At 41.8% G+C, this 22,371-nt stretch carries 19 protein-coding genes; 6 read left to right on the top strand and 13 right to left on the bottom strand.

The annotated features are described in order from the left end of the window. Window positions 1-24: 24 nt before the first annotated feature. The 6 genes from AC5JMF_RS12040 to AC5JMF_RS12015 form a co-directional block, all read right to left on the bottom strand. Entirely contained in the window at window positions 25-1,122 is a 1,098-nt protein-coding gene (locus AC5JMF_RS12040) for an S-layer homology domain-containing protein (RefSeq protein WP_495795949.1), read from the bottom strand. Between the two features lie 167 nt (window positions 1,123-1,289). Beyond that, the gene (locus AC5JMF_RS12035; RefSeq protein WP_495795948.1) at window positions 1,290-1,931 is read right to left on the bottom strand and encodes a type I restriction endonuclease subunit R; all 642 of its coding nucleotides are present in this window, start codon (window positions 1,929-1,931) and stop codon (window positions 1,290-1,292) included. A gap of 332 nt (window positions 1,932-2,263) precedes the next feature. Continuing rightward, entirely contained in the window at window positions 2,264-3,634 is a 1,371-nt protein-coding gene (locus AC5JMF_RS12030) for a homoserine dehydrogenase (protein WP_495795965.1), read from the bottom strand. 119 nt (window positions 3,635-3,753) lie between these two features. After that, window positions 3,754-5,022, bottom strand: a complete 1,269-nt coding sequence (gene cpcD/petH / locus AC5JMF_RS12025; protein WP_495795947.1) for a bifunctional rod-capping linker CpcD/ferredoxin--NADP reductase PetH — start codon at window positions 5,020-5,022, stop codon at window positions 3,754-3,756. Between the two features lie 452 nt (window positions 5,023-5,474). After that, window positions 5,475-5,639, bottom strand: a complete 165-nt coding sequence (locus AC5JMF_RS12020) for a hypothetical protein (protein ID WP_495795946.1) — start codon at window positions 5,637-5,639, stop codon at window positions 5,475-5,477. 281 nt (window positions 5,640-5,920) lie between these two features. After that, window positions 5,921-6,055: a hypothetical protein gene (locus tag AC5JMF_RS12015; RefSeq protein ID WP_495795945.1), complete on the bottom strand. Its 135-nt coding sequence runs from the start codon at window positions 6,053-6,055 to the stop codon at window positions 5,921-5,923. A gap of 210 nt (window positions 6,056-6,265) precedes the next feature. Between AC5JMF_RS12015 and AC5JMF_RS12010 the strand changes: the two genes are divergently transcribed. Both AC5JMF_RS12010 and metK read left to right on the top strand, forming a co-directional pair. Then, window positions 6,266-7,270 (top strand): phosphoribulokinase, encoded by a 1,005-nt coding sequence (locus tag AC5JMF_RS12010; protein ID WP_495795944.1) that lies wholly within the window; start codon window positions 6,266-6,268, stop codon window positions 7,268-7,270. A 211-nt stretch (window positions 7,271-7,481) separates the two neighbouring features. Continuing rightward, the gene (metK, locus tag AC5JMF_RS12005; protein WP_495795943.1) at window positions 7,482-8,744 is read left to right on the top strand and encodes a methionine adenosyltransferase; all 1,263 of its coding nucleotides are present in this window, start codon (window positions 7,482-7,484) and stop codon (window positions 8,742-8,744) included. A gap of 81 nt (window positions 8,745-8,825) precedes the next feature. Here the strand turns inward: metK and AC5JMF_RS12000 are convergent, their stop codons facing one another. From AC5JMF_RS12000 to AC5JMF_RS11990, 3 genes are all read right to left on the bottom strand, one after another. Next, the gene (locus AC5JMF_RS12000) at window positions 8,826-9,392 is read right to left on the bottom strand and encodes a Uma2 family endonuclease (RefSeq protein WP_495795942.1); all 567 of its coding nucleotides are present in this window, start codon (window positions 9,390-9,392) and stop codon (window positions 8,826-8,828) included. Window positions 9,393-9,653: 261 nt separating this feature from the next. After that, window positions 9,654-9,872 (bottom strand): hypothetical protein, encoded by a 219-nt coding sequence (locus AC5JMF_RS11995; protein WP_495795941.1) that lies wholly within the window; start codon window positions 9,870-9,872, stop codon window positions 9,654-9,656. 262 nt (window positions 9,873-10,134) lie between these two features. Further along, window positions 10,135-10,323: a hypothetical protein gene (locus AC5JMF_RS11990; protein ID WP_495795940.1), complete on the bottom strand. Its 189-nt coding sequence runs from the start codon at window positions 10,321-10,323 to the stop codon at window positions 10,135-10,137. Window positions 10,324-10,810: 487 nt separating this feature from the next. Between AC5JMF_RS11990 and AC5JMF_RS11985 the strand changes: the two genes are divergently transcribed. Then, a complete protein-coding gene (locus tag AC5JMF_RS11985; RefSeq protein ID WP_495795939.1) occupies window positions 10,811-11,557 on the top strand; it encodes a conjugal transfer protein TrbI in 747 nt (248 codons plus the stop codon). Between the two features lie 109 nt (window positions 11,558-11,666). Here the strand turns inward: AC5JMF_RS11985 and AC5JMF_RS11980 are convergent, their stop codons facing one another. After that, entirely contained in the window at window positions 11,667-16,646 is a 4,980-nt protein-coding gene (locus AC5JMF_RS11980; protein WP_495795938.1) for a PAS domain S-box protein, read from the bottom strand. A 149-nt stretch (window positions 16,647-16,795) separates the two neighbouring features. Beyond that, window positions 16,796-18,154 (bottom strand): GAF domain-containing sensor histidine kinase, encoded by a 1,359-nt coding sequence (locus AC5JMF_RS11975; RefSeq protein WP_495795937.1) that lies wholly within the window; start codon window positions 18,152-18,154, stop codon window positions 16,796-16,798. Window positions 18,155-18,503: 349 nt separating this feature from the next. On the opposite strand from AC5JMF_RS11975, the gene AC5JMF_RS11970 reads away from it, so the two are divergent. Beyond that, entirely contained in the window at window positions 18,504-18,821 is a 318-nt protein-coding gene (locus tag AC5JMF_RS11970) for a DUF3155 domain-containing protein (RefSeq protein ID WP_495795936.1), read from the top strand. 627 nt (window positions 18,822-19,448) lie between these two features. On the opposite strand, the gene AC5JMF_RS11965 is transcribed toward AC5JMF_RS11970, so the two are convergent. After that, complete coding sequence (locus AC5JMF_RS11965; RefSeq protein ID WP_495795935.1) at window positions 19,449-19,979, bottom strand: cofactor assembly of complex C subunit B; 531 nt, start codon at window positions 19,977-19,979, stop codon at window positions 19,449-19,451. Between the two features lie 300 nt (window positions 19,980-20,279). Further along, window positions 20,280-20,630: a PadR family transcriptional regulator gene (locus AC5JMF_RS11960; RefSeq protein ID WP_495795934.1), complete on the bottom strand. Its 351-nt coding sequence runs from the start codon at window positions 20,628-20,630 to the stop codon at window positions 20,280-20,282. A gap of 551 nt (window positions 20,631-21,181) precedes the next feature. Between AC5JMF_RS11960 and AC5JMF_RS11955 the strand changes: the two genes are divergently transcribed. Together AC5JMF_RS11955 and AC5JMF_RS11950 are read left to right on the top strand one after the other, a co-directional pair. After that, window positions 21,182-21,763 (top strand): DUF3611 family protein, encoded by a 582-nt coding sequence (locus tag AC5JMF_RS11955; RefSeq protein WP_495795933.1) that lies wholly within the window; start codon window positions 21,182-21,184, stop codon window positions 21,761-21,763. Window positions 21,764-21,981: 218 nt separating this feature from the next. Then, a complete protein-coding gene (locus AC5JMF_RS11950) occupies window positions 21,982-22,314 on the top strand; it encodes a hypothetical protein (protein ID WP_495795932.1) in 333 nt (110 codons plus the stop codon). Window positions 22,315-22,371 lie beyond the last annotated feature (57 nt).

Below are 22,371 nucleotides of genomic sequence, written 5' to 3'. Positions count from 1 at the left end.
CAGAACTCAGTACTGATAAACCTCTCATCTTGTAGCTTGTGGAGGCGAACTTTTGGCTGGTGAGCTAGGCTGACGCACGATGTTTTGAGACGGAATTGCCTCTAATTTTCCTAGTTTTACCAAAGCTTGATGAATCATTGCTGCGACTTCGGCACGACTAGCTGGTCTATTTGGAGCTAGGGCTTGCTGGTCTGGATAATTAACTACAAGACCGTTAGTTGTAGCTGCGGCTATTTTGCCAACGGCGTATTGAGGAATATCTTTCGCGTCTTTGTAGATACTTAAAACTTGAGCTGGGGTAGATGGTTCTTTAAGATTTAACCCACTGGTTAAAGCCACTAATACTTGTACTCGCGAAATTTTTTGTCCTGGTTTAAATGTTTTATCGGGATAGCCTTTTAAAAATTTGTTACTAATGGCTTGGTTAATAGCTGGAGTTGCCCAGAATTTGGTAGGTACATCTTTAAATGTGATTCTGGGCTGACGCAATTCTGGACTAAAGGCTTTTTCTAGGATGGCGGCAAATTCGGCACGGTTTACGGACTGATTTGGCCTAAAAGAATAATCGGGAAATCCCTTGAGGATACCACGGGAAGAAAGAACATTGATAAAGCGCCGACCCCAAAAATTATCAGGCACATCGTTAAATGCAATTGGTGGTGGAATGGTTGACTTCTCCTTTGCGGGTGTGACTGGGGGTAAAGCTAATGATGTAATAGATGACTTCCAACCACCTAAGGAAGATATGAACTTTTGTTCTTGGGGTAATTGAGTTGCAACTACGTTAGGGGATGGCAAAACTGAGGAAGGATAAACTCTCTCGCCTGGAGGTAAAGTCGTTTTGGGTTCAATAACAGTTGTTGGTACAGGCGACGGCAAAGCGTTGAAGTTAGAAGTTGAATTTGGTCTTGCCTGAGCGGCAGGCGAGGAAGGTTGATTTGATTGAGTGCTGGGAGAAGGCGAGATTAGTCCGTTGAAGTTCCAGCTAGAATCTCTACGAGAAAAAGACCAAAACAGAATCGCTGCGATCGCTCCAAAGGCGACTAAAATGGCTATAAATTCATCAAACCCAAGGGGAGTTTTTGGAGATGACTCAGGATCGGGAGGTAGTATATTTGTCATCGTAGTCACCCTGGTAGTAGTAATGTTAGTACTTCAACAAAATTGAGCCATAAGTGACTATTTTATACCACTAGTTTTGAGAAAAAATTTTACTAATATTGAGTTATGTAACAGAGTTTTTAGCTGTGATGCATTTTTATTACTCAATCCCCAATTCCTAGTTCTTCTTACCTAAGAATAGTTACAATTTGCTTCATCACTTGCATCACTTCGTAAAGCTCGTTTTTTTGAGGGTTGGAAAGAGTAAATTTATTTGATAAAGCATACTGACGCATCTGCTGGTTTAACTTGACAAAAACATAATCTTCCCCAGTCGTTATCATCCCAAAAACAGGTATTTCTCTGTTAGGGTTCGACATCATATAGGCCAACGTTTGTGGCAAAGCCTGCATGACACTAAAACCATAACGTTTCGATTCAATTAATACTATCCAAAGTCGATTTTGCACCACTAAAGTATCAATAAAGCCTTCTAATACAGTCTCTTCATCGCCTTTAGTATCAATTTCAACTTTTACCAATTGCTCACTACGAATTTTAAAAGGAGGATCGCATAGCCCCATCAATTCCAGTAGGGGAGACAAGATAATCACGTTAACTGTGCCTTCAGTGATTGCACCATCGCTTGCGTAATATAAATAGCGATTTTTTAGCTTATTGAGTGATTCTTTTTCACTAGTGGTAAGTTTGGGTAAATCCTCAAACCATTCTGTAAAAAATTCTTGGTCAGCAGTTTGACTAAGCTTGAACTTTTCGTGTGCTTCGTTCAAGTTAGTAATTGCTTTAGTAATTCCTACGGTTTGAACCATTATTACTACTTGTATGCAAAATGGATTGGGTTAGGGAATTCCAAAAATTAAATTATCCAATTTCACGCCCATCAAAACGATTTTTCCTCCCCTGCCCCCTGCCATAAAAGCGATAAGATTTTTTTTTAACAAGTTCCGTGGGTTTAAGTCCCCCGGTTCTGTAACCGACAAGTTTTGTGTTGGGGTGAAATCCCCATTACAAAACTTAATTACGAATTACGAATTACGTTAGCGCAGCGGTAGCGTAAAGCCTACGGCATAGCTTCGCTTAGAGCGAGGTACGAGCGTCCGAAGGAGCGTCATTACGAATTATTTAATTGTAAGTCCCTGATTCACAGTACCCGCAGCAAGCTAGGAATACTATCTATTGCTTCCAAAGTCTGAATTTCTGCTAGGGCTTGGCGAAAGTTGCCTTCTTTGACATCATGGGTGACAACTACAATTTCTGCCAATTCTCTTTGAAAGCCAGTTTGAACAATTGACTCTAAGCTAACGCCATAGTTACCGAAACAAGTACCCAGTTTACCGATGACTCCGGGTTGGTCTTTTGTCAGGAAACGAGCATAAAACCGAGTGACGAGTTCTGCCATTGGCGCAATTTGACAATAATCTTGATGTCCACAGGCTAATAGGGGATTTGGAATTGCTGTATTGGTTTTGAGGGCAGCAACTAAACTCAAGATATCCGATGATACAGCACTGGCGGTTGCACCAGCACCAGCACCAGGGCCAAAAAACATTACTTGTCCGATGGGTTCCCCTTCAACCAGGATGGCATTATAAACGCCGTTAATGCTGGCTAGGGGATGTGCTTGTGGGACAAGGGTGGGATGGACTCGAACGGAGAGGGGGGATGGAGGAGACGCAAAGATGGGGAGACGCGGGGACGTGGTGACATTCTCCGCGTCCCCGCGTCCCTGTGTCCCCGTGTCCTCTTCTGAGGGAGTGTGTTGTTTAGCGATCGCTAATAATTTAATCACAAATCCCAGTTTTTCGGCATAGGCAATATCTGTTTTGCTGACTTGCCTAATTCCTTCACAATAGACATCTTGTAAGTGGATGCGTCCACCAAAACCCAAGGAGGCGAGGATGGCAATTTTATCTGCTGCGTCGAAACCATCAACGTCGGCGGTGGGGTCAGCCTCTGCATAACCCAAGCGTTGGGCATCAGCCAACACATCATCGAAGTTACTACCTTCTGTTTGCATCCGTGTGAGGATGTAGTTAGTTGTACCGTTAACGATGCCAGTAACGGTGTGAATGCGATTCACACTTAATGACTGTTTCAGGGGTTGAATTACGGGAATACCGCCACCAACGGCGGCTTCTAGCATCACATACACCCCGGCTTGATTGGCGGCTGTGAAAATCTCATGTCCAAAACGAGCGATCGCTGCTTTATTAGCAGTTACTATATGCTTACCAGCTGCAATGGCTTGCAGAATTAGCGATCGCGCTGGTTCTAATCCTCCCATTACTTCCACAACTATATCTATCTCTGGGTCATTGACAATAGCAGTTAAATCTGTAGTGATGACACCATGAGATAATTCTACAGCACGGGGTTTATCAAGCGATCGCACTCCCACCCGATGGACTTCTATTTCCTTTAATAACGGGTGGCGTCCAACTTGATCCTGTAATAGTTGTACCGTACCTGTCCCGACAGTTCCTAATCCTAATATTCCCAGCTTTACACCCACAACTTTTGCACCCAATTTCACCAATAACAATTGTAGGTAGAGCGTTTGCCCTACCTACTAATTATCTTTTGTCAGTTGTCCTTTGTCATTTGTTCAACAACCAATGACCAATGACCAATTTAGTATGTTTCTACATGCCAACGGCCAGCTTTCTTGAGTTCTTTTTGGTAATCACTCCAAGTTACCCCTTCCTTGGCAGCAGCAGCTGTCAATGCTGCATCAATGCCATCTTCCATACCGCGTAAACCGCAAATGTAGGTGTGGGTTTTTTCTTGTTTGATCAATTTCCACAGTTCGTCTGCATGTTCTGCTACACGGTCTTGGATGTACATCCTACCACCTTGGGGGTTTTTCTGTTCGCGGCTGATGGCGTAGGTGAGGCGGAAGTTATCAGGATATTTCTGCTGAATTTCTTCCAGTTCTTCCTTATATAGAATATTGGGAGTTGTAGGTACGCCAAATATCAACCAAGAAAACCCCTTAAATTGGTATTCTGGGTTAGCGGCTCTTTCGTTATCTTTAAACATCCGCCACAGATAAGCCCGCATTGGGGCAATACCTGTACCAGTTGCCATCATAATGACTTTGGCATCAGGGTCTTGGGGTAATAACATTTCTTTACCCACAGGGCCTGTAATTTTTACGTCTGCCCCAGGTTCGAGGAAACACAGGTGGGTAGAGCAAACACCGTAGACTGTTTCGCCGCTTTCTGGGTGCTTATACTCTAATTGACGGACGCACAGTGATACAGTTTTATCATCTACATCATCGCCATGACGAGTTGAAGCGATCGAGTAGAGTCTGAGTTTTTCAGGCTTGCCGTTCTTGTCCACACCTGGCGGGATAATACCAATACTTTGACCTTCTATATACTTCAAATTGCTGCCAGTCAGGTCAAATTTGATGTGTTGAACAATACCAATCCCGTCTTCTTTGACTAATGGCTCATTTGATATACACTTACCAATAAATGGAGCATTAGGGCGATAAGTGTTGACAGGAACGTCACCGTGGGCGTCTTTTTTGGCTTTCGCTTGAGTCATGGTGTTGCCTTTTTTGTCCTTGTTCTCGGGCTGTTGTTCAGCTTGTGATTTAGCGAAGCCTTTCACTTCACTGTTAGCACTTACAGGTGTGGCTTTACCATTGACTTGCTCTAGAGCATTAATGGGCTGGATGCTAACAATTTTGCCGCCTAAGCGAGTGATACGTCGCATTTCTTGATTCATGCGGTTGTAAGGCACTCTGATGAACACACTGCCACTTTGGCGAATTGGGTAGTTTGTTTGATTAGTTTCTTCGTTCTGACGCAGACCCACCACTTCGTAAACGAAGACGCGGCTACCTAATTCTGTGTTGGCAGCACCCTCAACAGCACCTTGATTGTACATTCGTTCTACCACTCCGATACTTACTTAACCGTTTCTCAAAAAAAAACAATCCTATCACGCGCCAGCTTTAGTTTACCGAATTTTGGTTGCACAAAACTGGCTCTGTGGGAAAACGGCATCATCAAAAATTATGCCTTGCTAAGCACACTCACCAAAGCCACGTAGGCATTGCAAAAAACACACCTGTTCACCTTCTAAGGTAAAGGATAAGTCTTTTGGAGAATGTTAATAGTGAGTCAATTTAATCTTTTTTTCGTGAACTGCTACTTCCATTTGGTAGATAGCTGCTGCTACTCAACAAGCAAATTGCAATGGCAGACATGGTTAGGTGGTCGGTTTTGATTGGTAAAAGCTACCATTCAGTTTGACTCTAAAAGCTACCTTAACGATTGCTTTTGCTGAGCGTTCACACTGGGGTATGCCAGCATCGGAAACAAACTTTCCGATTGGTTTTATTCCCAACTGTCTTTTTCTCCCAGAATGTTCTTAGCTATATCTTTAACCCTAGTTGCGATTAATTCTTCAACCAAGGTAATTTCAGCTATTAACACTACTATATGAGGAAAGCGATATAAGCAACTATAAATCAGTTTTACTTGATGTGAAAAATATGTCAACCTCTATGAGTGCCTTCCTATCAGCTTCGTGCTGGTACCTAAGTATATCCAAAAATTGCATGACCAAGCCCTTGTGTGCGAAAGGTTGCTCCAACGGGCAGGGAACTCCTAACAGCAATAAAACCTGCTGGAATATTGGGTTACAGAGCAATTAAACACTTTTACTAATCGAAGTTGAAAGCAATTAGAATTAGAAATTTTCTCGAAATCGCTGCCAGATAGAACCATACCCGATAAACTTAAGTAATAGAGATACAAAAAAATAGCTAAATCATTACACATCATTTACGGGTAATAATTTTCACTTTGAGAAAATCAACAACTAAATCCTGAAGATAATTTGGTGAATCGCTAGATTCGTCTTGACAGTAAATCTTGTATGGAGTAGCGCCTTCTGTTAAGATCAAATATACCACTAGGATTAAATACTTACCAGTACTCAAATTTTGATTGAGCTAACGAGTAACGAATATTACGTTTGTTGCCACTTGTTGAGTATTTCATGTATGTACTGGATAGCAAGAACGCAGGATAAACCAGAGGGGTAAACTCCTAGCTTCAAAATCTGCTGTGTGAAAAATTATTGATTGACACATTGACACATCTTTAGCATTCAGAGGAGATTTATGACAAGTAAGCCGGAACGCGTGGTACTGATTGGAGTAGCCGGAGACTCCGGGTGCGGTAAATCTACGTTTTTGCGTCGTTTGATAGATTTGTTTGGTGAAGAATTAATGACAGTCATCTGTTTGGATGATTATCATTCATTAGATCGTAAACAGCGCAAAGAAACAGGAATCACTGCACTTGATCCTAGGGCAAACAATTTTGACTTGATGTATGAGCAAATCAAAGCGCTCAAAAATGGTCAAGCAATTGATAAGCCGATTTATAACCACGAAACCGGCTTGATTGATCCGCCAGAAAGGATTGAGCCAAATCACATTATAGTGATTGAAGGGCTGCATCCTTTATATGATGAGCGGGTGCGATCGCTGATCGATTTCAGCGTCTATTTCGACATTAGCGATGAAGTCAAAATTGCTTGGAAAATCCAGCGAGACATGGCTGAACGTGGTCATCGCTACGAAGATGTTTTAGCTCAAATCAACTCACGCAAACCTGATTTTACTAAATACATCGAACCACAGAGAGAATTTGCTGATGTAGTTCTCCAAGTATTGCCCACTAACTTAATCAAAGACGACAAAGACCGGAAAGTTTTGCGGGTACGTATGCTCCAGCGGGAAGGCAAAGAAGGTTTTGAGCCAGTCTACCTGTTTGATGAAGGGTCAACAATTCAGTGGACTCCTTGTGGACGCAAGCTGACTTGTTCTTATCCTGGAATGCAACTCTATTATGGTTCAGACGTCTACTATGGACGCTATGTTACCGTATTGGAAGTAGATGGTCAATTCGATAACTTGGAAGAAGTAATTTACATTGAAACTCATTTGAGCAATACATCCACCAAATTCCAAGGTGAGATGACTCACTTATTACTCCAGCACCGCGAGTATCCTGGTTCCAATAATGGAACTGGTTTATTCCAAGTGCTTACAGGTTTAAAAATGCGAGCTGCTTATGAGCGAGTAACAGCAAAGGAAGCAAAGTTAGCAGTTCAAGTTTAAAACAGCAGTGTTTGTGTCAAAGCCTGTGGGGACATCCAAAAGTGTCCCCCTTTTTTTTATCAATGGCTTTACTTAGCCTTAATTCTTGTTTTTCTTAAATTTAGAACACACTAACTACTGAATATGTCAATATTGTTATGATTCCAGAAATTTTAGCTGAACTGAATACCAACATTTAGTCAGCCAAAAAACTCGTAAGGAGGAATTTCCTTTGTCTCGTCGATATTTATTTACCTCCGAGTCTGTTACTGAGGGTCATCCAGATAAAATCTGCGATCAGATTTCTGATACGATTATCGATGCCCTACTCACACAAGACCCAGCTAGCCGTGTCGCTGCTGAAGTAGTAGTTAATACTGGATTGGTATTGATTACAGGCGAAATTACTACTAAAGCCAACGTTAACTATGTAAATCTCGCCCGGAAGAAAATTGCTGAAATTGGCTATACTGATGCCGATAATGGCTTTTCTGCTAATAGCACCAGCGTTTTAGTGGCTTTGGACGAACAATCGCCTGATATTGCTCAAGGTGTTAACGTCGCCCAAGAAACCCGTCAGCAAGACAGTGATGAACTATTTGATAAGATTGGTGCAGGCGATCAAGGTATCATGTTTGGCTTTGCCAGCAACGAAACACCAGAATTGATGCCCTTACCTATCAGTCTAGCTCACCGTATTGCTCGCAGATTGGCAGCAGTCCGCAAAACAGGCGAGTTGCCATACCTACGGCCCGACGGCAAAACCCAAGTCACAGTGGCATACGAAGATGGTCGTCCTGTAGGTATCGATACCATCTTAGTTTCCACTCAGCATACAGCTAGCATCGGTGAAATTACAGATGAAGCCGCAGTGCAAGCCAAGATTAAAGAAGATCTCTGGGCCGCAGTAGTCGAACCGATTTTTGGCGACCTCGATATTAAGCCAGACCAACAGACGCGCTTTTTGGTCAATCCGACCGGTAAATTTGTTGTTGGTGGCCCCCAAGGTGATTCTGGTCTCACGGGACGGAAAATCATTGTTGACACCTATGGTGGTTATTCACGTCATGGTGGTGGCGCTTTCTCTGGTAAAGACCCCACTAAAGTAGACCGTTCCGCCGCTTATGCAGCCCGCTATGTAGCGAAAAATATTGTTGCTGCTGGGTTGGCTGATAAGTGCGAAGTTCAGTTAAGTTATGCCATTGGTGTAGCGCGACCGGTGAGTATTTTGTTGGATACCTTTGGTACTGGCAAACTGGATGATGACACTCTGCTGGAATTAGTCAAGCAGCACTTTGAACTGCGTCCAGCTGGGATTATCCATACCTTCAATTTACGCAACCTGCCAAGCGAACGAGGCGGACGTTTTTATCAGGACGTCGCAGCTTACGGTCACTTTGGTCGAGCTGATCTAGATTTGCCTTGGGAACAAATCGATAAGGCAGAATTGTTGAAGCAAGCAGCCAATGAGTCACTTGCAGCTGCGATCGCCTAAAACATAACTTAAACTTATAGGTTTCTTTGAGGGTATTGGCAACTAGCTAATGCCCTCATTATTTATGTATGCATAGTTTGATTACTTCTGTCTTTTCGCTACACCTATGAGGCGTTCAACTTGGACGGATATATCAGGAAAGGCTAGGGGTGAAATAGTACCTGTGGTTAGTCTCAGTTCAGTTGTGTATTGTCCATTTTTCAAATCACGAAAGACTTGCAATTGCGAAGTCTTCAGGTTAACAACCCAGTATTCAGTAATGCCAACCTCCGCGTAGATTTCTTTTTTCTTACCTAAATCTTTGCTGAGGGTGGCTTTGGAGAATTCGATAATCCAGAAAATATCTTCAGGGTAAGGATGGTGTTGTAGGTAAACCTCACCTAAAGGTTTGACAATGGCAATATCGGGGGCAGGTTCTGAGTCGTTTGGCAGGGTGATAGGTTTGGCATCGCGGATTTTTACCCGTTCACCGAGCAATATGCGGAGATAATCAGCGGCTTCTGTGTTGTAGTATGCGTGAGGTTCTCTTTCTGGGGGCATAACAATAAGATCGCCGCGCAATAGTTCAATCGGCTGGTCGTCAAAAATACCTGCTTCTATTGCTTGGTGATAGCGTTCAATTGTCCACTTATAGGTAGTTATGGTCATAGACCTTATTTAGCCTTTTTCTACCAATTAGACAAGAGGTTTAGTTTAATTTTAGTCTTTTATCCAACTAGCGATCGCTGATGCGGTTTTGTCTGATAAGTCAAGCACTTCCTTCTGGCTACCCTTACCTTTTCCTAGCTCGATTTCTTTCTCCATGTATTATATGGCATCACTACAATCAGATCCTCGAATAAGGTTTTTTCCTTCGACAATCAGGCATTAATTCCTCTTACCCTTCAAAAATGAGCGAACGTACAGTGATTAGAACAAATTATTAGGAATTCGGCCAACTGTTGTTGCACTGCCCAAGATGTTACTTTGTCCACCGATAATTCTTGTTACTTCCTCATCAGATAAAGTCGATAGATCATTTTCTAAGTTCAAAAATTGGTATCGTCGTACCACTGCTTGACTTACAGCATTTTGAATTAAGTTATCAATTTCAGCCTGACGACTATATTTTTTTGAATGATTTTCCATTGAAATTTGCTTCCTTGTGATTGACAATATACCTATTAAAACTATTAATCAGCATTTAAGAGTATCCTTGTCACTTTGGAAAAATATCCTCAAAGATAATTATGTATTAGGCGATATCTGATAACAAACCGCTTTACATCTACATATATAACTAATGCGTGTTTTATCAATTTTTCGGTTGCGAAAGCGCCTAATAACAAGGGCTAGAGATTATTCTCTGCCAAAGCGACAAAAGAAAGATGATTCTGGCAAAGAGAGTATTTTAACCCCACGTACCATTAGATAAGCAAGTACGTGTAACGCCATCATCCATCGTGACTCTAGAACCTTCTGAGGAGGTTTGTCCTTTATATGTACACTGTGCTGCCCCACCAATAATCGCTTTTTGTTGCTCATCAGATAGGTCTACTATTTCTTCTAATTCATCTAATTGAAAATTCTCAACTGCCATTTTTTGATGTCCTCTGAAATTGGAACTATCTTCATTTTATGGAAAAAGGAAATTATTAATATAGTTTCAAAAGGTAAAATTGAACATAAATGCATATTTTATGCTACTAAAATGTATATGATATTTATCATACAAAACGCTTCAGTTGCGGAAATGCGAATCTTATTAAACAAATCAATAAAATTGATAAAAAAAATTGGCTATTAATTGAAATATTTATGTTCCGAAAATTTGAGTTTCTACATCTTGGTGACGATATCTAGCTTTTTGCTATAAATTTGATGTAATAAGATGAACACTAGCTAATTGAGAGTTCAATCCCAAAAGTTGGTAATTCTCAATAGCAGTTTGAAAGTGAGAAAGTCGGGTAGCTGATGTTTTTATCAAGGATATAAAATATAAGATAGACAGGTTTGATGAATTTCAGAAACTATCTCAGTCAACCCGCGTCATTAGCTACATCATAAATCCAAACCCAAACCGTCCTATGCTTCGCATTCATCGCTGGAAATCTGGAACTGCCGCAATCATGGCAACGGCAATTACCACAAGTGTAGTTGCTCCTCTATTTACCTTTGCTCCTGCTAACGCACAATACAATAACAGGATTGGGCAACAATATAATAGAAACATTACCATTCCTTCTGGAGTTGCTTTTCCTGTCACCTACGAGAAAGAAAAAGTTGTCGTTTCTCCTGGGGAAAGCGCAGACCTGACACTAAGGATTGCCAATGACATTATCGACAGAAATAGAAATGTATTAATACCTGCTGGAACTCAGGTGGTTGGTAGGTTAGAATCTGTAAATCTAGATAGAGATTATTCGAGAGATAGAGATTATCCCACAGATAGAGACTATTCCACAGATAGAGATAGCAACACTAGAAAAGGTGTGCGATTCGTAGCCAGAGAACTAGTATTTTCTTCTAATCGGCGTCAGCAGATTAATGCAAGTTCTCGGACATATACTAGAACTGAAAGAATTTCTAAAGGAGCCGATACTGGCAATATATTAACTGATGCAGCGATTGGTGCAGGTGCTGCTACTGTCATTTCCTTAATTACGGGCAACCGCAAAATTGAATTATTAGAACCTCTTGGTGGTGCTGCTGCGGGTGCTTTAGCAAGTGTGTTGTTACGCAAAAAAGAAGCTGATGTTTTTGTGATCAGACCTGAACAAGATTTGAGACTTACACTCGACTCTGACTTAACACTATACTCATACCGCTATTAAAATTACTGCTTTGTTAAGTCGTGATTTTAATCATATCTGAATTAGCGATCGCTCAGTATATTTGTAGTGGCGATCGCTTAATTTTATGAGACTTATTAGTTCGGTAATTTCAGTCAACACTAGCTATCAACGGACGTGGTTCTGCAATTCCATAGCCTTGTGCGTAATCAATTCCTAGTGCTGTAATTCGCTCTAAAATAGCTTTATTCTCCACGAATTCTGCGATCGTCCGAATGCCCATAACATTGCCAATATATGTAATTGCTGCAACGATCGCATCATCCACAGAATTATCAACAATATTGCGGATAAACCCACCGTCGATTTTTAAGTAGTCCACTGGTAGAGACTTGAGGTAAGCAAACGATGACATCCCTGCCCCAAAATCATCCAACGCGAAACGACAACCGAGAGTTTGCAGTTCCTGAATAAATTGACTGGCTTTTGTGAGATTAGCAATCGCCACTGTCTCAGTAATCTCAAAGCAAATGCGTTGAGGTGCGATTGGGTGTGAGGCAAACTGCTCATATAAAAACTCGATAAACTGATCATCGTTGATGCTAGAGCCAGATAGATTAATCGCGTAGATACTTTCTTCATTGTTGACCACCTTTGACCAATCCTTGAAAAGGCTACGAATTACCCAACGATCAATCAAGTGCATCAAGTTGTAGCGTTCCGCTGCCGGAATAAACGTCATTGGTGACACTAGGTTTCCTTGCTCATCCCGCAGACGCAACAACACTTCATAATGTTCACCATTGTGGGCAGTTGGGTTAATACTAGCAATGGGTTGAGCATAGAGACAAAATTGATCGCCCTCCAAAGCTTGAGCAATGCGGTTAACCCATTGCATTTCACCACGCTGTTGCATTAACTCTTGATCATCAGTCCGGACGACATATACCCGATTGCGCCCCCGGTTTTTGGCAGTATAGCAAGCTGCATCAGCGGCACTAATAATTTCTGTCAGGTTTTCAGTGTCAGCATCAATACTCACTAAGCCAATACTGACTCCAATTGAGAAGATTTGCTCTTGCCAAACAAACCGGAACTCCTGAACACATTCACGCAGTTTATTGGCAACCCATAAAGCTTGCTCTAGTGTACATTGATTGAGTAACACGCCAAATTCATCGCCTCCCAGCCTTGCTAGTGTATCGCTTTTACGAATTTGCTTTTGTAATAAAGTAGTGATTTGGCGTAATAATTCGTCTCCAGCCGTATGACCGCAGGTATCATTGATAATCTTAAAGCGATCAAGATCCAAGTAACATAGGGCATGGACTTGATTGTCTGACTTGGCAAAACTCAAAGCTTGTGCGAGTCGTTGCTCAAACTCACGACGGTTGGGCAATTCGGTCAAAGCATCATGGCTGGCTTGCCAAGATAGTTGACGTGAAAGAGTCCGATTCTGAGTGACATCATGAAACACCATGACTGCACCAATCATTTGTCCGTTGCGATCGCGTATGGGTGAGGCAGAATCCTCAATCGCCGTCTCATCACCGCTACGAGTAATCAAGATTGTGTGGTTGGCAAGCTCAACAATTTGACCTTGCTGTAATGCTTTTTCTACAGGGTTTTCTACAGGTTCTCGTGTGTTTTCGTTAACAATTTTAAATACCTCAACCAACGGTAATCCTCGTACCTCCTGTTGACTCCAGCCGGTTAAATTTTCTGCGATCGGGTTGAAGTATTCAATTTTGCCTATTGCATCTGTGGTAATTACTGCATCACCAATCGAGTGTAACGTCACTTGAGCTAATTCTTTTTCCTGAAAAAGCGCTTCTTCCATGCGCTTGCGCTCTGTAATATCAACAGCTACACCACCGACATACTTAGCCCCCGCTGCATCTTGAAAGGGGAACTTAAAAACCAACCAGTAATAAAGAATACCATCCGGCGTGGGAACAGTTTCAATAACTTCCATAACTTGTCCTGTTGCCAAAACAGTAGCGTCATTTTCACTTAACTGTCTTGCTATCTCTTCCGGTAGCCAATCGAAATCTGTCTTCCCCAACAAATCAGCATAGTTAACGTTAAAAATACGCTCCAGTGATTGATTAGCATAAACGTAGCGCCCGGCTTCATCCTTCATAAACGCAACAACCGGATTGTGGTTCATAAAGGCTTGGAAACGTGCTTCACTTTCCTGAAGTGCGGCTTCTACTTGTTTACGTTTCAGCACTAAACTTAACTGAGCAGCAATCACCATCAGGTTCTTGACCATCCGTTTGTTTTCAGCGACTACCTCAAATTTAAAAAATACAAGTACCGCGAGTACCTGACCATTAGCTATGACTGGAATTCCCAATCCAGTTTTAATGAAGTTTTCACCAGCACTCTGGCAACGGAGAAAAACTTGCTCTGATTGTTGGGAAACATCCTCTTGCCACTCTGGTTGCTGCGACGCCCAAACTCTTCCAGGCAATCCCGTTCCCAATGAAAATTCTAATGCTTCGGTTGCTGATCTAAATGCTAGCAAATGGAATAAATGCTCGATATTCCTATTGACATTGATGTAAAAAGCGGGATTACATTTTAAGACATTGCTTTGCTGACAAGGAATCCAGGCTTCCCCATACTGCCAATTTGATGTTTGACAAATTGAGCGTAAAACTTGCCCTAATGCCGAGTTGAAATCTGAGGACTCTCCAATTTCCAACGCGAGTTTTTGCAGCAAAAGAATTTCCTCCTCAGCTTGCTGGCGATCAGTGATATCAGAGAAAGATGTCACCACTGCATAGGGAGTTATTTCACCTGGATGAACCAGTGGTTGAGTATTAATCGAAATCCACGCCATGCTACCTTGTGGTTTATGAACTCCCATGATCACATTTTGACAAGGTTCACCTGTCCGCAATGTCACCATTGCAGGGTGTTGCTCTCCCAGGAAGGGGGAACCATCTTCGTGAATCGTCCGCCAAAGGGAATCTATCGATGTGCGTCCCATCATTTGGTCTAATGACAAGCCTAAAATTTCTTCTGCACTGGCGTTGCTGGCACAAATCGCCCCATGTGCGTCCTGCAAGACTACACCTTCTGCCATGGCTGCAATTACAGACCGATATCGCGTCTCGCTTCGTTCTAAAGCAGTCAATAACTTGTTTTTAGCTTGAAACTCGGAAGCTATAAGAATGGTGTCGGTCAAAAAACCTGCAATCAGTTGTAGCGTCTGGATACTCTGTTCTGTGAAGGCGTGATTAGTGCTTGAGAGGATTTTGAGAACACCAACGCATTTCTCTTGTTGAAATAGCGGGATAGCAACTAGTGACCGAACACCAATACTTTGACAAGCGGTGATGTCAACTCGTGGGTCGGTTGCTGTATCTTCACAGCCTAAAATTTCTCCTGTCTCAACACATCGTCCACACAAACTCGTGGTGACTGGGAAGCTTAATCCTACACGGGTAGCAGCGATGCCACTGGCCGCATGGTATACTAGTTGTTTGCCTTCTACCATGGCAATTACAGCCCCATCGGCATGAGTTAACTGTTGGGCGCGATCAACAATCAAGGACATCACCTGAGTTAAATCGAGACCATTTTTAGTAATTTCTTGTTGGGCGGCGATGACAGTTGCTAGGTGTTGCGATCGCTCCTGGAGTGCTTCTTCTGCTTGTTTGCGATCGCTAATATCCTTGTGAGTTCCTGTCATCCGGATCGGCTTACCCTGCTGATCACAAGCAACAACCTTGCCATAATTACTAATCCATTTCCATTCACCCGATTTAGTCAAAACTCGATAGTCAAAATCGTAAGGCTGGAAACGATCTTGCAAATAGGCATTCAATCGTTCCATCACCCAAGGCTGATCCTCTGGATGAATTAACCGCTCCCAAGTACTAACCTCACCAGGAAGCTCACCAACACTGTATCCCAGCATTTCTAGCCATTGGGGACTAAAATAAACTTCACCTGTAACAATATTCCAGTCCCACAACCCGTCTCCAGACGCTTCAAATGCTAGTTGCAACCGCTCTTCGCTTTCTTGTAAAGCAATCTCAATTTGCTTTTGAGCGGTAATATCCCGCATCGAACCTACCATCCGCTGCGGATTCCCCTGCTCATCCCAAACCGCTTTGGCTTTTGACTGAAACCATCGGTAGCTGCCATCTTTACATCTATAGCGGTATTCTGTAGCATAGTTCGGGATTTTTTGTGTTAAGTAAGCCAAATTGATTAATTTGACCCGATCTATATCGTCTGGATGGATACGGTTCATCCACTGTTGATTACTATTGCTGATTTCGTTGGGTTCGTACCCTAAAAGCTTGCTACACTGATGCGATCGCAACGTTTTTCCTGTAACGATGTTCCAGTCCCAAATCCCGTCCTGGCTTCCCTGAATAACCAATTGCCAACGCTCTTGAGCATTTTGTAGCAGTATATTCGCCTGGGCCAGTTCTGCTGTTCGTTCTGCAACTCTAGTTTCTAGTGCTTTGTTGGCATAATGTAATTGTTCTTGACTCAGTTGTAGTGCGACTTCTGCTTGCTTGTAATCTGTAATGTCTTTCGTCACTAATACAACTTTATCTACTTTACCTGTATCATTTTTAATCGGGTAAGCAGACCCCTCCAACCATCGAGAACGCCCTTGATGACCATTAAGCGCAGGGTTATAAAATAACGGGGGGAAGGTGACAGTTTCTCCCGCAAATACTCGTTTGAGATAGGGCAAATGTCCAAGGCTAGCAATTTGTGCGTCCTGCAAAACGTTATAGCCTTTTAAGACATTACGAGAATCACCCCAAACTTCTTCCCACACTTGGTTTGTTTGCAGTAGAGTACCATCGTTTGCATAAAGCTGCATCACAAAAGGCGCTTGTTCAAACACTTGATGAAACTGATATTCTGACTCCATTAGCTTTTTTTTTGCCTGTTGGTAAATCCATTCCAGCTGACTGAACAAGTGGGCATTTCGCCAGATCACAAAGCCAAGCAACAGCATCATCGTCAAAACGATCCAATCTATTTTCCCTAGATCAACAATTAAAACCACAAAGATGCTGACAATGAAAAAGCAGTGCCCCAGCAAGTGACGCCAACGATAAATTGAGTTCCACAAGCGGATAAATCTCAGCATGGTGAAACCTCCAAAAGCTTTATGCAAGCTTCATATTGCTATAAATCAGTATGCATAGCTAACCGTAAAAATACGGTGCTATATTTTTGTTTAAATAATATTAAACCTCCTATGTTAAATTATGGAGATTCTCTAGCCTATAGTCTTTCTTAAAAATTATCTACTTTTGGCAACCAAATAATAAATGTAGTTCCTGGTGATTTGGGTGAGGTGATATTGGAGTTAATTGCTGGGCTGAAAACTTCAATTTTCCCTTGCATTTGCTCGATTAATTGTTTAGCGATAGCTAATCCCAAACCTGTGCCCGGAATTTTTGTTTGTGCTTGTACACCGCGATAATGCCGTTCACCAAGATGTTCCAAATCTTCTGGTGGAATGCCAGGCCCATTATCACTAATAGCAATTCCTTGAAAGTGTGGTTTTTCTTGTCCAACTTGGATAGATATCTTGCCACCTGTTGGAGTATATTTCAGTGCATTATCAATGATATTATTTAGTACTTCTTGTAAGGCTTTGACATTGGCACGTACTAATGGCAATTTCGGTGGTATTTCTGTAACCAATCGGATATTTCGCTCTTGTGCTATGGCTTTTGCTGAAACTAATAATGGTGCTAATAAATCAGTTAAAGCACAATTGGTTACTTTTTCTCCTGTTCCAGGTAATAACAATGCTGGCTTTGATTCTGTTTGCACAGTTGCTTCTACAAATACTTCGTTTTCTGGGAGTCGCAAAGGTGCTAAATCTGGATCTTTCCAGTCAAGAACTTGATCAAATTGTTGCAGTAATTCTTGGAGGCGATCGCTTTCCCGCACAATGCTAGTAGCGACATCGCGGTTGGGGTCTGCTGAGCGCAATCGCTTCAGGAGGAGTTTACCAAAGGTGCGGATCGCTGTCAACGGATTGCGAAACTGATGCAATAAATTATCTAATAAATCTCGCTGCTGTTCTTGCAGAACTTGTTGCTGATGTAACTGCTGTTGCAACCATGCTCGACGCTGATCTAAGATACAAGCGATGGCGATCGTTTGTGCTATTTTTTGAATTTCACTCTGCTCGCGATCGTTCCAGGCTCGGTCTTCCCTACTTGTCACTAGCAACCCCATCATCACACCCTCATACACGATAGGTAAAACAATTTGGTTGCCACTCAATAGGTATTCTTCTTTGAAATCAGGTGCAGCCGCATCTGGAGTACTAGAATCCTGTGATGATTGCTCAAATCCTAACCCAGGCTGCAACAATTTTTCTTGATAATTAGGTAACGCCAAAATATTCGTAAATTTAAGTTGCTTGCGTGTTGTGGCCTGGGCAGTTTCCTCCCCTTGCACCAATATAGCTGTCTCTGGATAAACTACCACAGGTATCAGTTTTGCCTCTCCTGTAGAAGCTTCTACCAATTCCTGCGTGAGATACACAATACTCAAAGATGCTCCTAACCCTTGGGTTAGTAGTGCTATTTGCTCTCGGCACAGAGCAAGAAAATCAGAACTGGCAGACATTAACATTTTGCGGCTCTTGCTCAGAATTACAGATTTTGCAGGATGATTTGAGAGGAAGCTGAGTGTCTTAACCACTCATTTGATCAAGCTTAACTAAATTTTCTAGCTGAGAGTTTGTGTTAGGGGATCATCACCATTATCTATGTTAGTAAAGCATGACTAAAATCTTTATAGTCATGTTTTGTACCAAAGGATGATGCTCTTAGCTACTTTTGACTGATTTATTTGCAAAGGTTTTATTTTTCTTGTATCAAATGGTTAAAAACTGTTGATATTTTGAATTAGAACTTCTATAATTACGACGGATTTTGTAGCTATCACTACAATCTATAGCTTGAAAGAGGAGGAAAAGAAGTTGGCAAGGAGACGGAAGCGGAAAAGTCGTCGTCGCCAAGAAGGGCGGCGGATTCTCGAACATGTGCCTCAATATAGCATCGAAAGCGGCGAAGACAAACCTGTGACAGCAGCGAGGAAATTTATTCAAGCTGAGGGGATTTCGCCACCAGCATTGCTACTCGTAAAGCGCAATGAACACACCACAGACCGTTATTTCTGGGCAGAAAAAGGTCTATTCGGTGCCCAATATGTAGAGGAAAACCATTTCTTATTTCCCAGCCTGCGGACTTTAGAAGGCCCTGTAGGTCAAGAACCTCTTGCTGTGGCCAGTAGGTGATCCACGAGTGATCATCTCACGCAATAGAAGTACCTTCTGATAATCATTAACTGGCAAAACTGATCAGTTTATGCAAAATTTTCTTTTTTTTTTTAGCTTGTAACTGAATTTGCCAGCAAGGCTAGTCCAAAGCAATTGGAAAATCAACTAATCTCAAACCACACAAGGCTATATGAGATGGTTGCTAGTCTAATGATGCAGAAGGGAGTAAAAAAAGAGCCAAGCACATCCAGGTACGCCAGTGAAGTTGCGTTCTGCTCTGGATAGATTGGTAAATGCAACTCTGTCAGAACATCCACAATTTTTCCCTACGACATAAATCGTGGGGAAAACTAAACATTAAAGCACCAGCAATTATTTCTTGCTCCTTGCGAGTCGTGATGCGTAAAGAAAGCGTCATTCATGGGGATATAAGCGAATAACCGAATTTATTCGGTGGTATGATTGAACTAATGGGCAGGGCATTGTCCATCGGGTTAGATGATATAAGACGGGCTACGCCTGCAATAATTGTTTGACCCCAGAATCCGCCGTTTTCTAAACGGGGGAATATGTCAATATCTATTACTTAAAAAGTAGCTCACAAGTTTAAATTTTTGGCTCAAAGATAGTCGTAAAAACAATCATCTATCTAATTGTCTTTAATGGCAGTGCCCTCTGTAACTCAATGAGTTCATCTCGATGGGCCATAACAGTAATTTTACTTGGAGAGTGTTGTTCGCTTTGAATTGCTTCTAATTTGAGCAACACTTTCTCAAGTCTTCCAGCCTTTTTCCAGTAAAATAGACCGCTCAAAGGTGATAGCAGTATCATAAGAAAAGAAACGCTACTCAGGTTGGGAAAAAGTAAAGACACAACCAAAGATAGACAAACCAGACCAACAGCTGTTAATAGTGACAAAAAGACAGCTAAGAACCAACTAGGTCTAACAAAACCTTCAAAAGTGACTTTGTTCTGTTCTGTGTCTACCGCTGCTACTTGATAAGAGCGCAAACGAAAATATTCCTTTAATTGAGACATTAAAATAGCTTCATCTTGCTCAGATTGCAGCTGCACTGTTTCTGTGCGGTCTTTAGTCGAGGCACGAATGAAGAAAAATAGCCCAACTAATAACAACAAAGTTAACAGCAACGTTGATGGCAGAACAGCATTATCCATAACTAATTGTTACTTTTTGACAGAGGAAACCTATTCATTTTAAAAGAAACCAAGGAATAGAGGCTAGGAACTAGGGAAAGAAGTTCAATACCAATTCTCTAAAATCCGGCAACACATTCAAACCCCGAAACCCAGACCATATCTGAATTACGAATTACGTTAGCGAAGCGGTAGCGAGTCCTCGAGCGTCATTACGAATTACGAACCTACTTTTCTAGCCCCTTGGTTAGTATCGGTTATTAGGGACTAAAGACAAAGAAAAACTCTTCTTAAATCCCCAATCCCTAATCCCCAATCCCATCACTTTGTCCTTTGGCTGATGTAATCTTGCCAAAGACGAGATAGTTCCTGCGATTGCAGTTGCCACTCAACAGAAATTTGATACATCCGTCTGGGGCGTCCTCGCCCTTCGAGTTTCTTCCAATATCCAGTAATTGCTTTATGGTCTTCGAGAAACTTAATCGCACTGTACAGCACGGTATCGGAAAGCCTATAGGTAGGATACTCAGTTTCTAATCGTTGGATCAACTCAGTTCCGTAAGATTCACCTTCTTGTAGTAAAACATACAGTATGTAACACACTGCTAGTTCTTGACAGAGGTAAGTTGGCGGAGGATTCTCAAAGAATTGATATATATCCTCAAGTTTCATGGTTAGTGAATGGCTAAAAAAATACCTTAGGTAAACTCTACAACCAGAGTGTTATGTATACAAAAGTACTCTTAAGAGTAAGTATATATTGTTACTAGGCTGTATTTCCAGAACATCAACTTAAATAATTGCCCACATCCCTTGAGTTGTGGAACAGGTTTATGAGTTTAGAGGCACAAAGCATTGTATTCCTTCGTACCCAAGCTCGATACAATGCGGTGAGGAGCTATGAGACAGTGGCAATGCCAGAGCCTTACTGTTAGTGATGCTGAACTGGTTAGAACTGCTTAAGCATAAAATAGCATCGAAAGAATTTTACAGGTAAAATGCCTTTTTGTCTGTAAAACTTAATAAACACTTAGTTCACCTGTGATTTTGCCAATACAGACCCCAGAAAAATCAGCTAAGTAAGATGTCTAGATTAAAACTTTAATCCCTGTGGACACACTTAAGCAATGATTGAGTACTGAGGTTTTGGACTTGAGATACCTGATTTAATCTGATAAGTGTGATGGTAAATTTATTAAGCACCAAGCACTTTGGTGAGCAGTATGTCGCAAACCCCTGACACCTCTTCGTCTTCTTCGACTCTCCGGGCAATTGCCCAAACATTTCGCCTCATCGGTTGGATTAGCTTTTGGATTCAATTATCCTTAGGTGTAGTTTCTGGTGTGATTTTGCTAGCGAACAGCCTTTTTAGTCGGAATCCTAGTGGGCCTGGTAGTAATGCAGGAACGGGTTTTGGTATTTTATTAGAAATAGGTGGACTCCTGGCATTGGGTGCAGGCATTTATTTGGCTTATCGCTACACCAGAATTGGCAACCAATTGCAATCTTCTAATCCCAGCAACCGCCCCCGTAAAAGCGAGAGTGTGCAAGTATTACGTTTAGGGTTGTGGGTAAATTTGGTAGGAATACTATTAACTCTTTTAGGGGCACAAGCGATAGTAGGTAGTTTCACACTTAGGGCTTTATCTCAAGGTCAATTTATATTTTCTCCACAAGCTAATCAAGCGATTATCAGTGGTTTGGATATGTTTGTAGTGTTGGCAAACATCCAAACACTACAAGCACACTTTGCAGGGCTTGTAGCGTCACTTTGGTTACTGAATCGCATTAATCGTAGGGAGTAGGGAGTGGGGAGTGGGGAGAAAATTCTTCTCTGTAGCAAACTGCTGAGTGCTGAGTATGGCTTTGAGTAATCAACACTGTCCCTAGCCTATGTAACTACGGCTATAGATCAATTAGCCAACCTAGTATGCATAGTTATGAAAAAAAAACAACCTGCTAATGAATGATGTTAAAACTAACACAGGAGTAAATTATTGATATTGTCTGGAAGTTTGAGATTATGGGAAATCGACAATCAGGTAGATTTGATGCAGAAGCGTGGAAGTTTAGTATACAAGTTTTGTTTAGTGCGATCGTCTTGGGGCTATGTGTATTACAGATTGGCTTGACAAGGGATAAAGAGAATATTGCACTTTACTGGGGTGGGTTATCAAGTGTACTTGCATACTGGCTACCTTCACCGACACAATCTAAAGACGACAAGGAGCAAATGACCTTGACTACAAGTACGATCGCATCTGCTAACAATAATGGTAATAATGGTCACAGCGACCCTGTAGCGATTATGACTCAAAGTACTTCGACAACAGAAGTTACAGAACTTTCAAATTGATTCGCATAATTAGGGCGGGCAAGATGCCCACCCCACAAGAGTTTTATTTAATTTGAT

It is taken from the genome of Desmonostoc vinosum (assembly GCF_059505385.1).
This window is presented reverse-complemented; position numbering and strand designations above follow the sequence as displayed.

What these genes read in the sequence shown, in the direction of transcription:
- AC5JMF_RS11980 (WP_495795938.1), bottom strand. Translation starts at nt 16,646, where the DNA reads ATGCTGAGATTTATCCGCTTGTGGAACTCAATTTATCGTTGGCGTCAC.
- AC5JMF_RS11955 (WP_495795933.1), top strand. Translation starts at nt 21,182, where the DNA reads ATGTCGCAAACCCCTGACACCTCTTCGTCTTCTTCGACTCTCCGGGCA.
- AC5JMF_RS12010 (WP_495795944.1), top strand. Translation starts at nt 6,266, where the DNA reads ATGACAAGTAAGCCGGAACGCGTGGTACTGATTGGAGTAGCCGGAGAC.
- AC5JMF_RS11965 (WP_495795935.1), bottom strand. Translation starts at nt 19,979, where the DNA reads ATGGATAATGCTGTTCTGCCATCAACGTTGCTGTTAACTTTGTTGTTA.
- AC5JMF_RS11990 (WP_495795940.1), bottom strand. Translation starts at nt 10,323, where the DNA reads ATGGCAGTTGAGAATTTTCAATTAGATGAATTAGAAGAAATAGTAGAC.
- AC5JMF_RS12040 (WP_495795949.1), bottom strand. Translation starts at nt 1,122, where the DNA reads ATGACAAATATACTACCTCCCGATCCTGAGTCATCTCCAAAAACTCCC.
- AC5JMF_RS12035 (WP_495795948.1), bottom strand. Translation starts at nt 1,931, where the DNA reads ATGGTTCAAACCGTAGGAATTACTAAAGCAATTACTAACTTGAACGAA.
- AC5JMF_RS11985 (WP_495795939.1), top strand. Translation starts at nt 10,811, where the DNA reads ATGCTTCGCATTCATCGCTGGAAATCTGGAACTGCCGCAATCATGGCA.
- AC5JMF_RS11950 (WP_495795932.1), top strand. Translation starts at nt 21,982, where the DNA reads ATGGGAAATCGACAATCAGGTAGATTTGATGCAGAAGCGTGGAAGTTT.
- AC5JMF_RS11975 (WP_495795937.1), bottom strand. Translation starts at nt 18,154, where the DNA reads ATGTTAATGTCTGCCAGTTCTGATTTTCTTGCTCTGTGCCGAGAGCAA.
- AC5JMF_RS11960 (WP_495795934.1), bottom strand. Translation starts at nt 20,630, where the DNA reads ATGAAACTTGAGGATATATATCAATTCTTTGAGAATCCTCCGCCAACT.
- cpcD/petH (WP_495795947.1), bottom strand. Translation starts at nt 5,022, where the DNA reads ATGTACAATCAAGGTGCTGTTGAGGGTGCTGCCAACACAGAATTAGGT.
- AC5JMF_RS11995 (WP_495795941.1), bottom strand. Translation starts at nt 9,872, where the DNA reads ATGGAAAATCATTCAAAAAAATATAGTCGTCAGGCTGAAATTGATAAC.
- AC5JMF_RS12000 (WP_495795942.1), bottom strand. Translation starts at nt 9,392, where the DNA reads ATGACCATAACTACCTATAAGTGGACAATTGAACGCTATCACCAAGCA.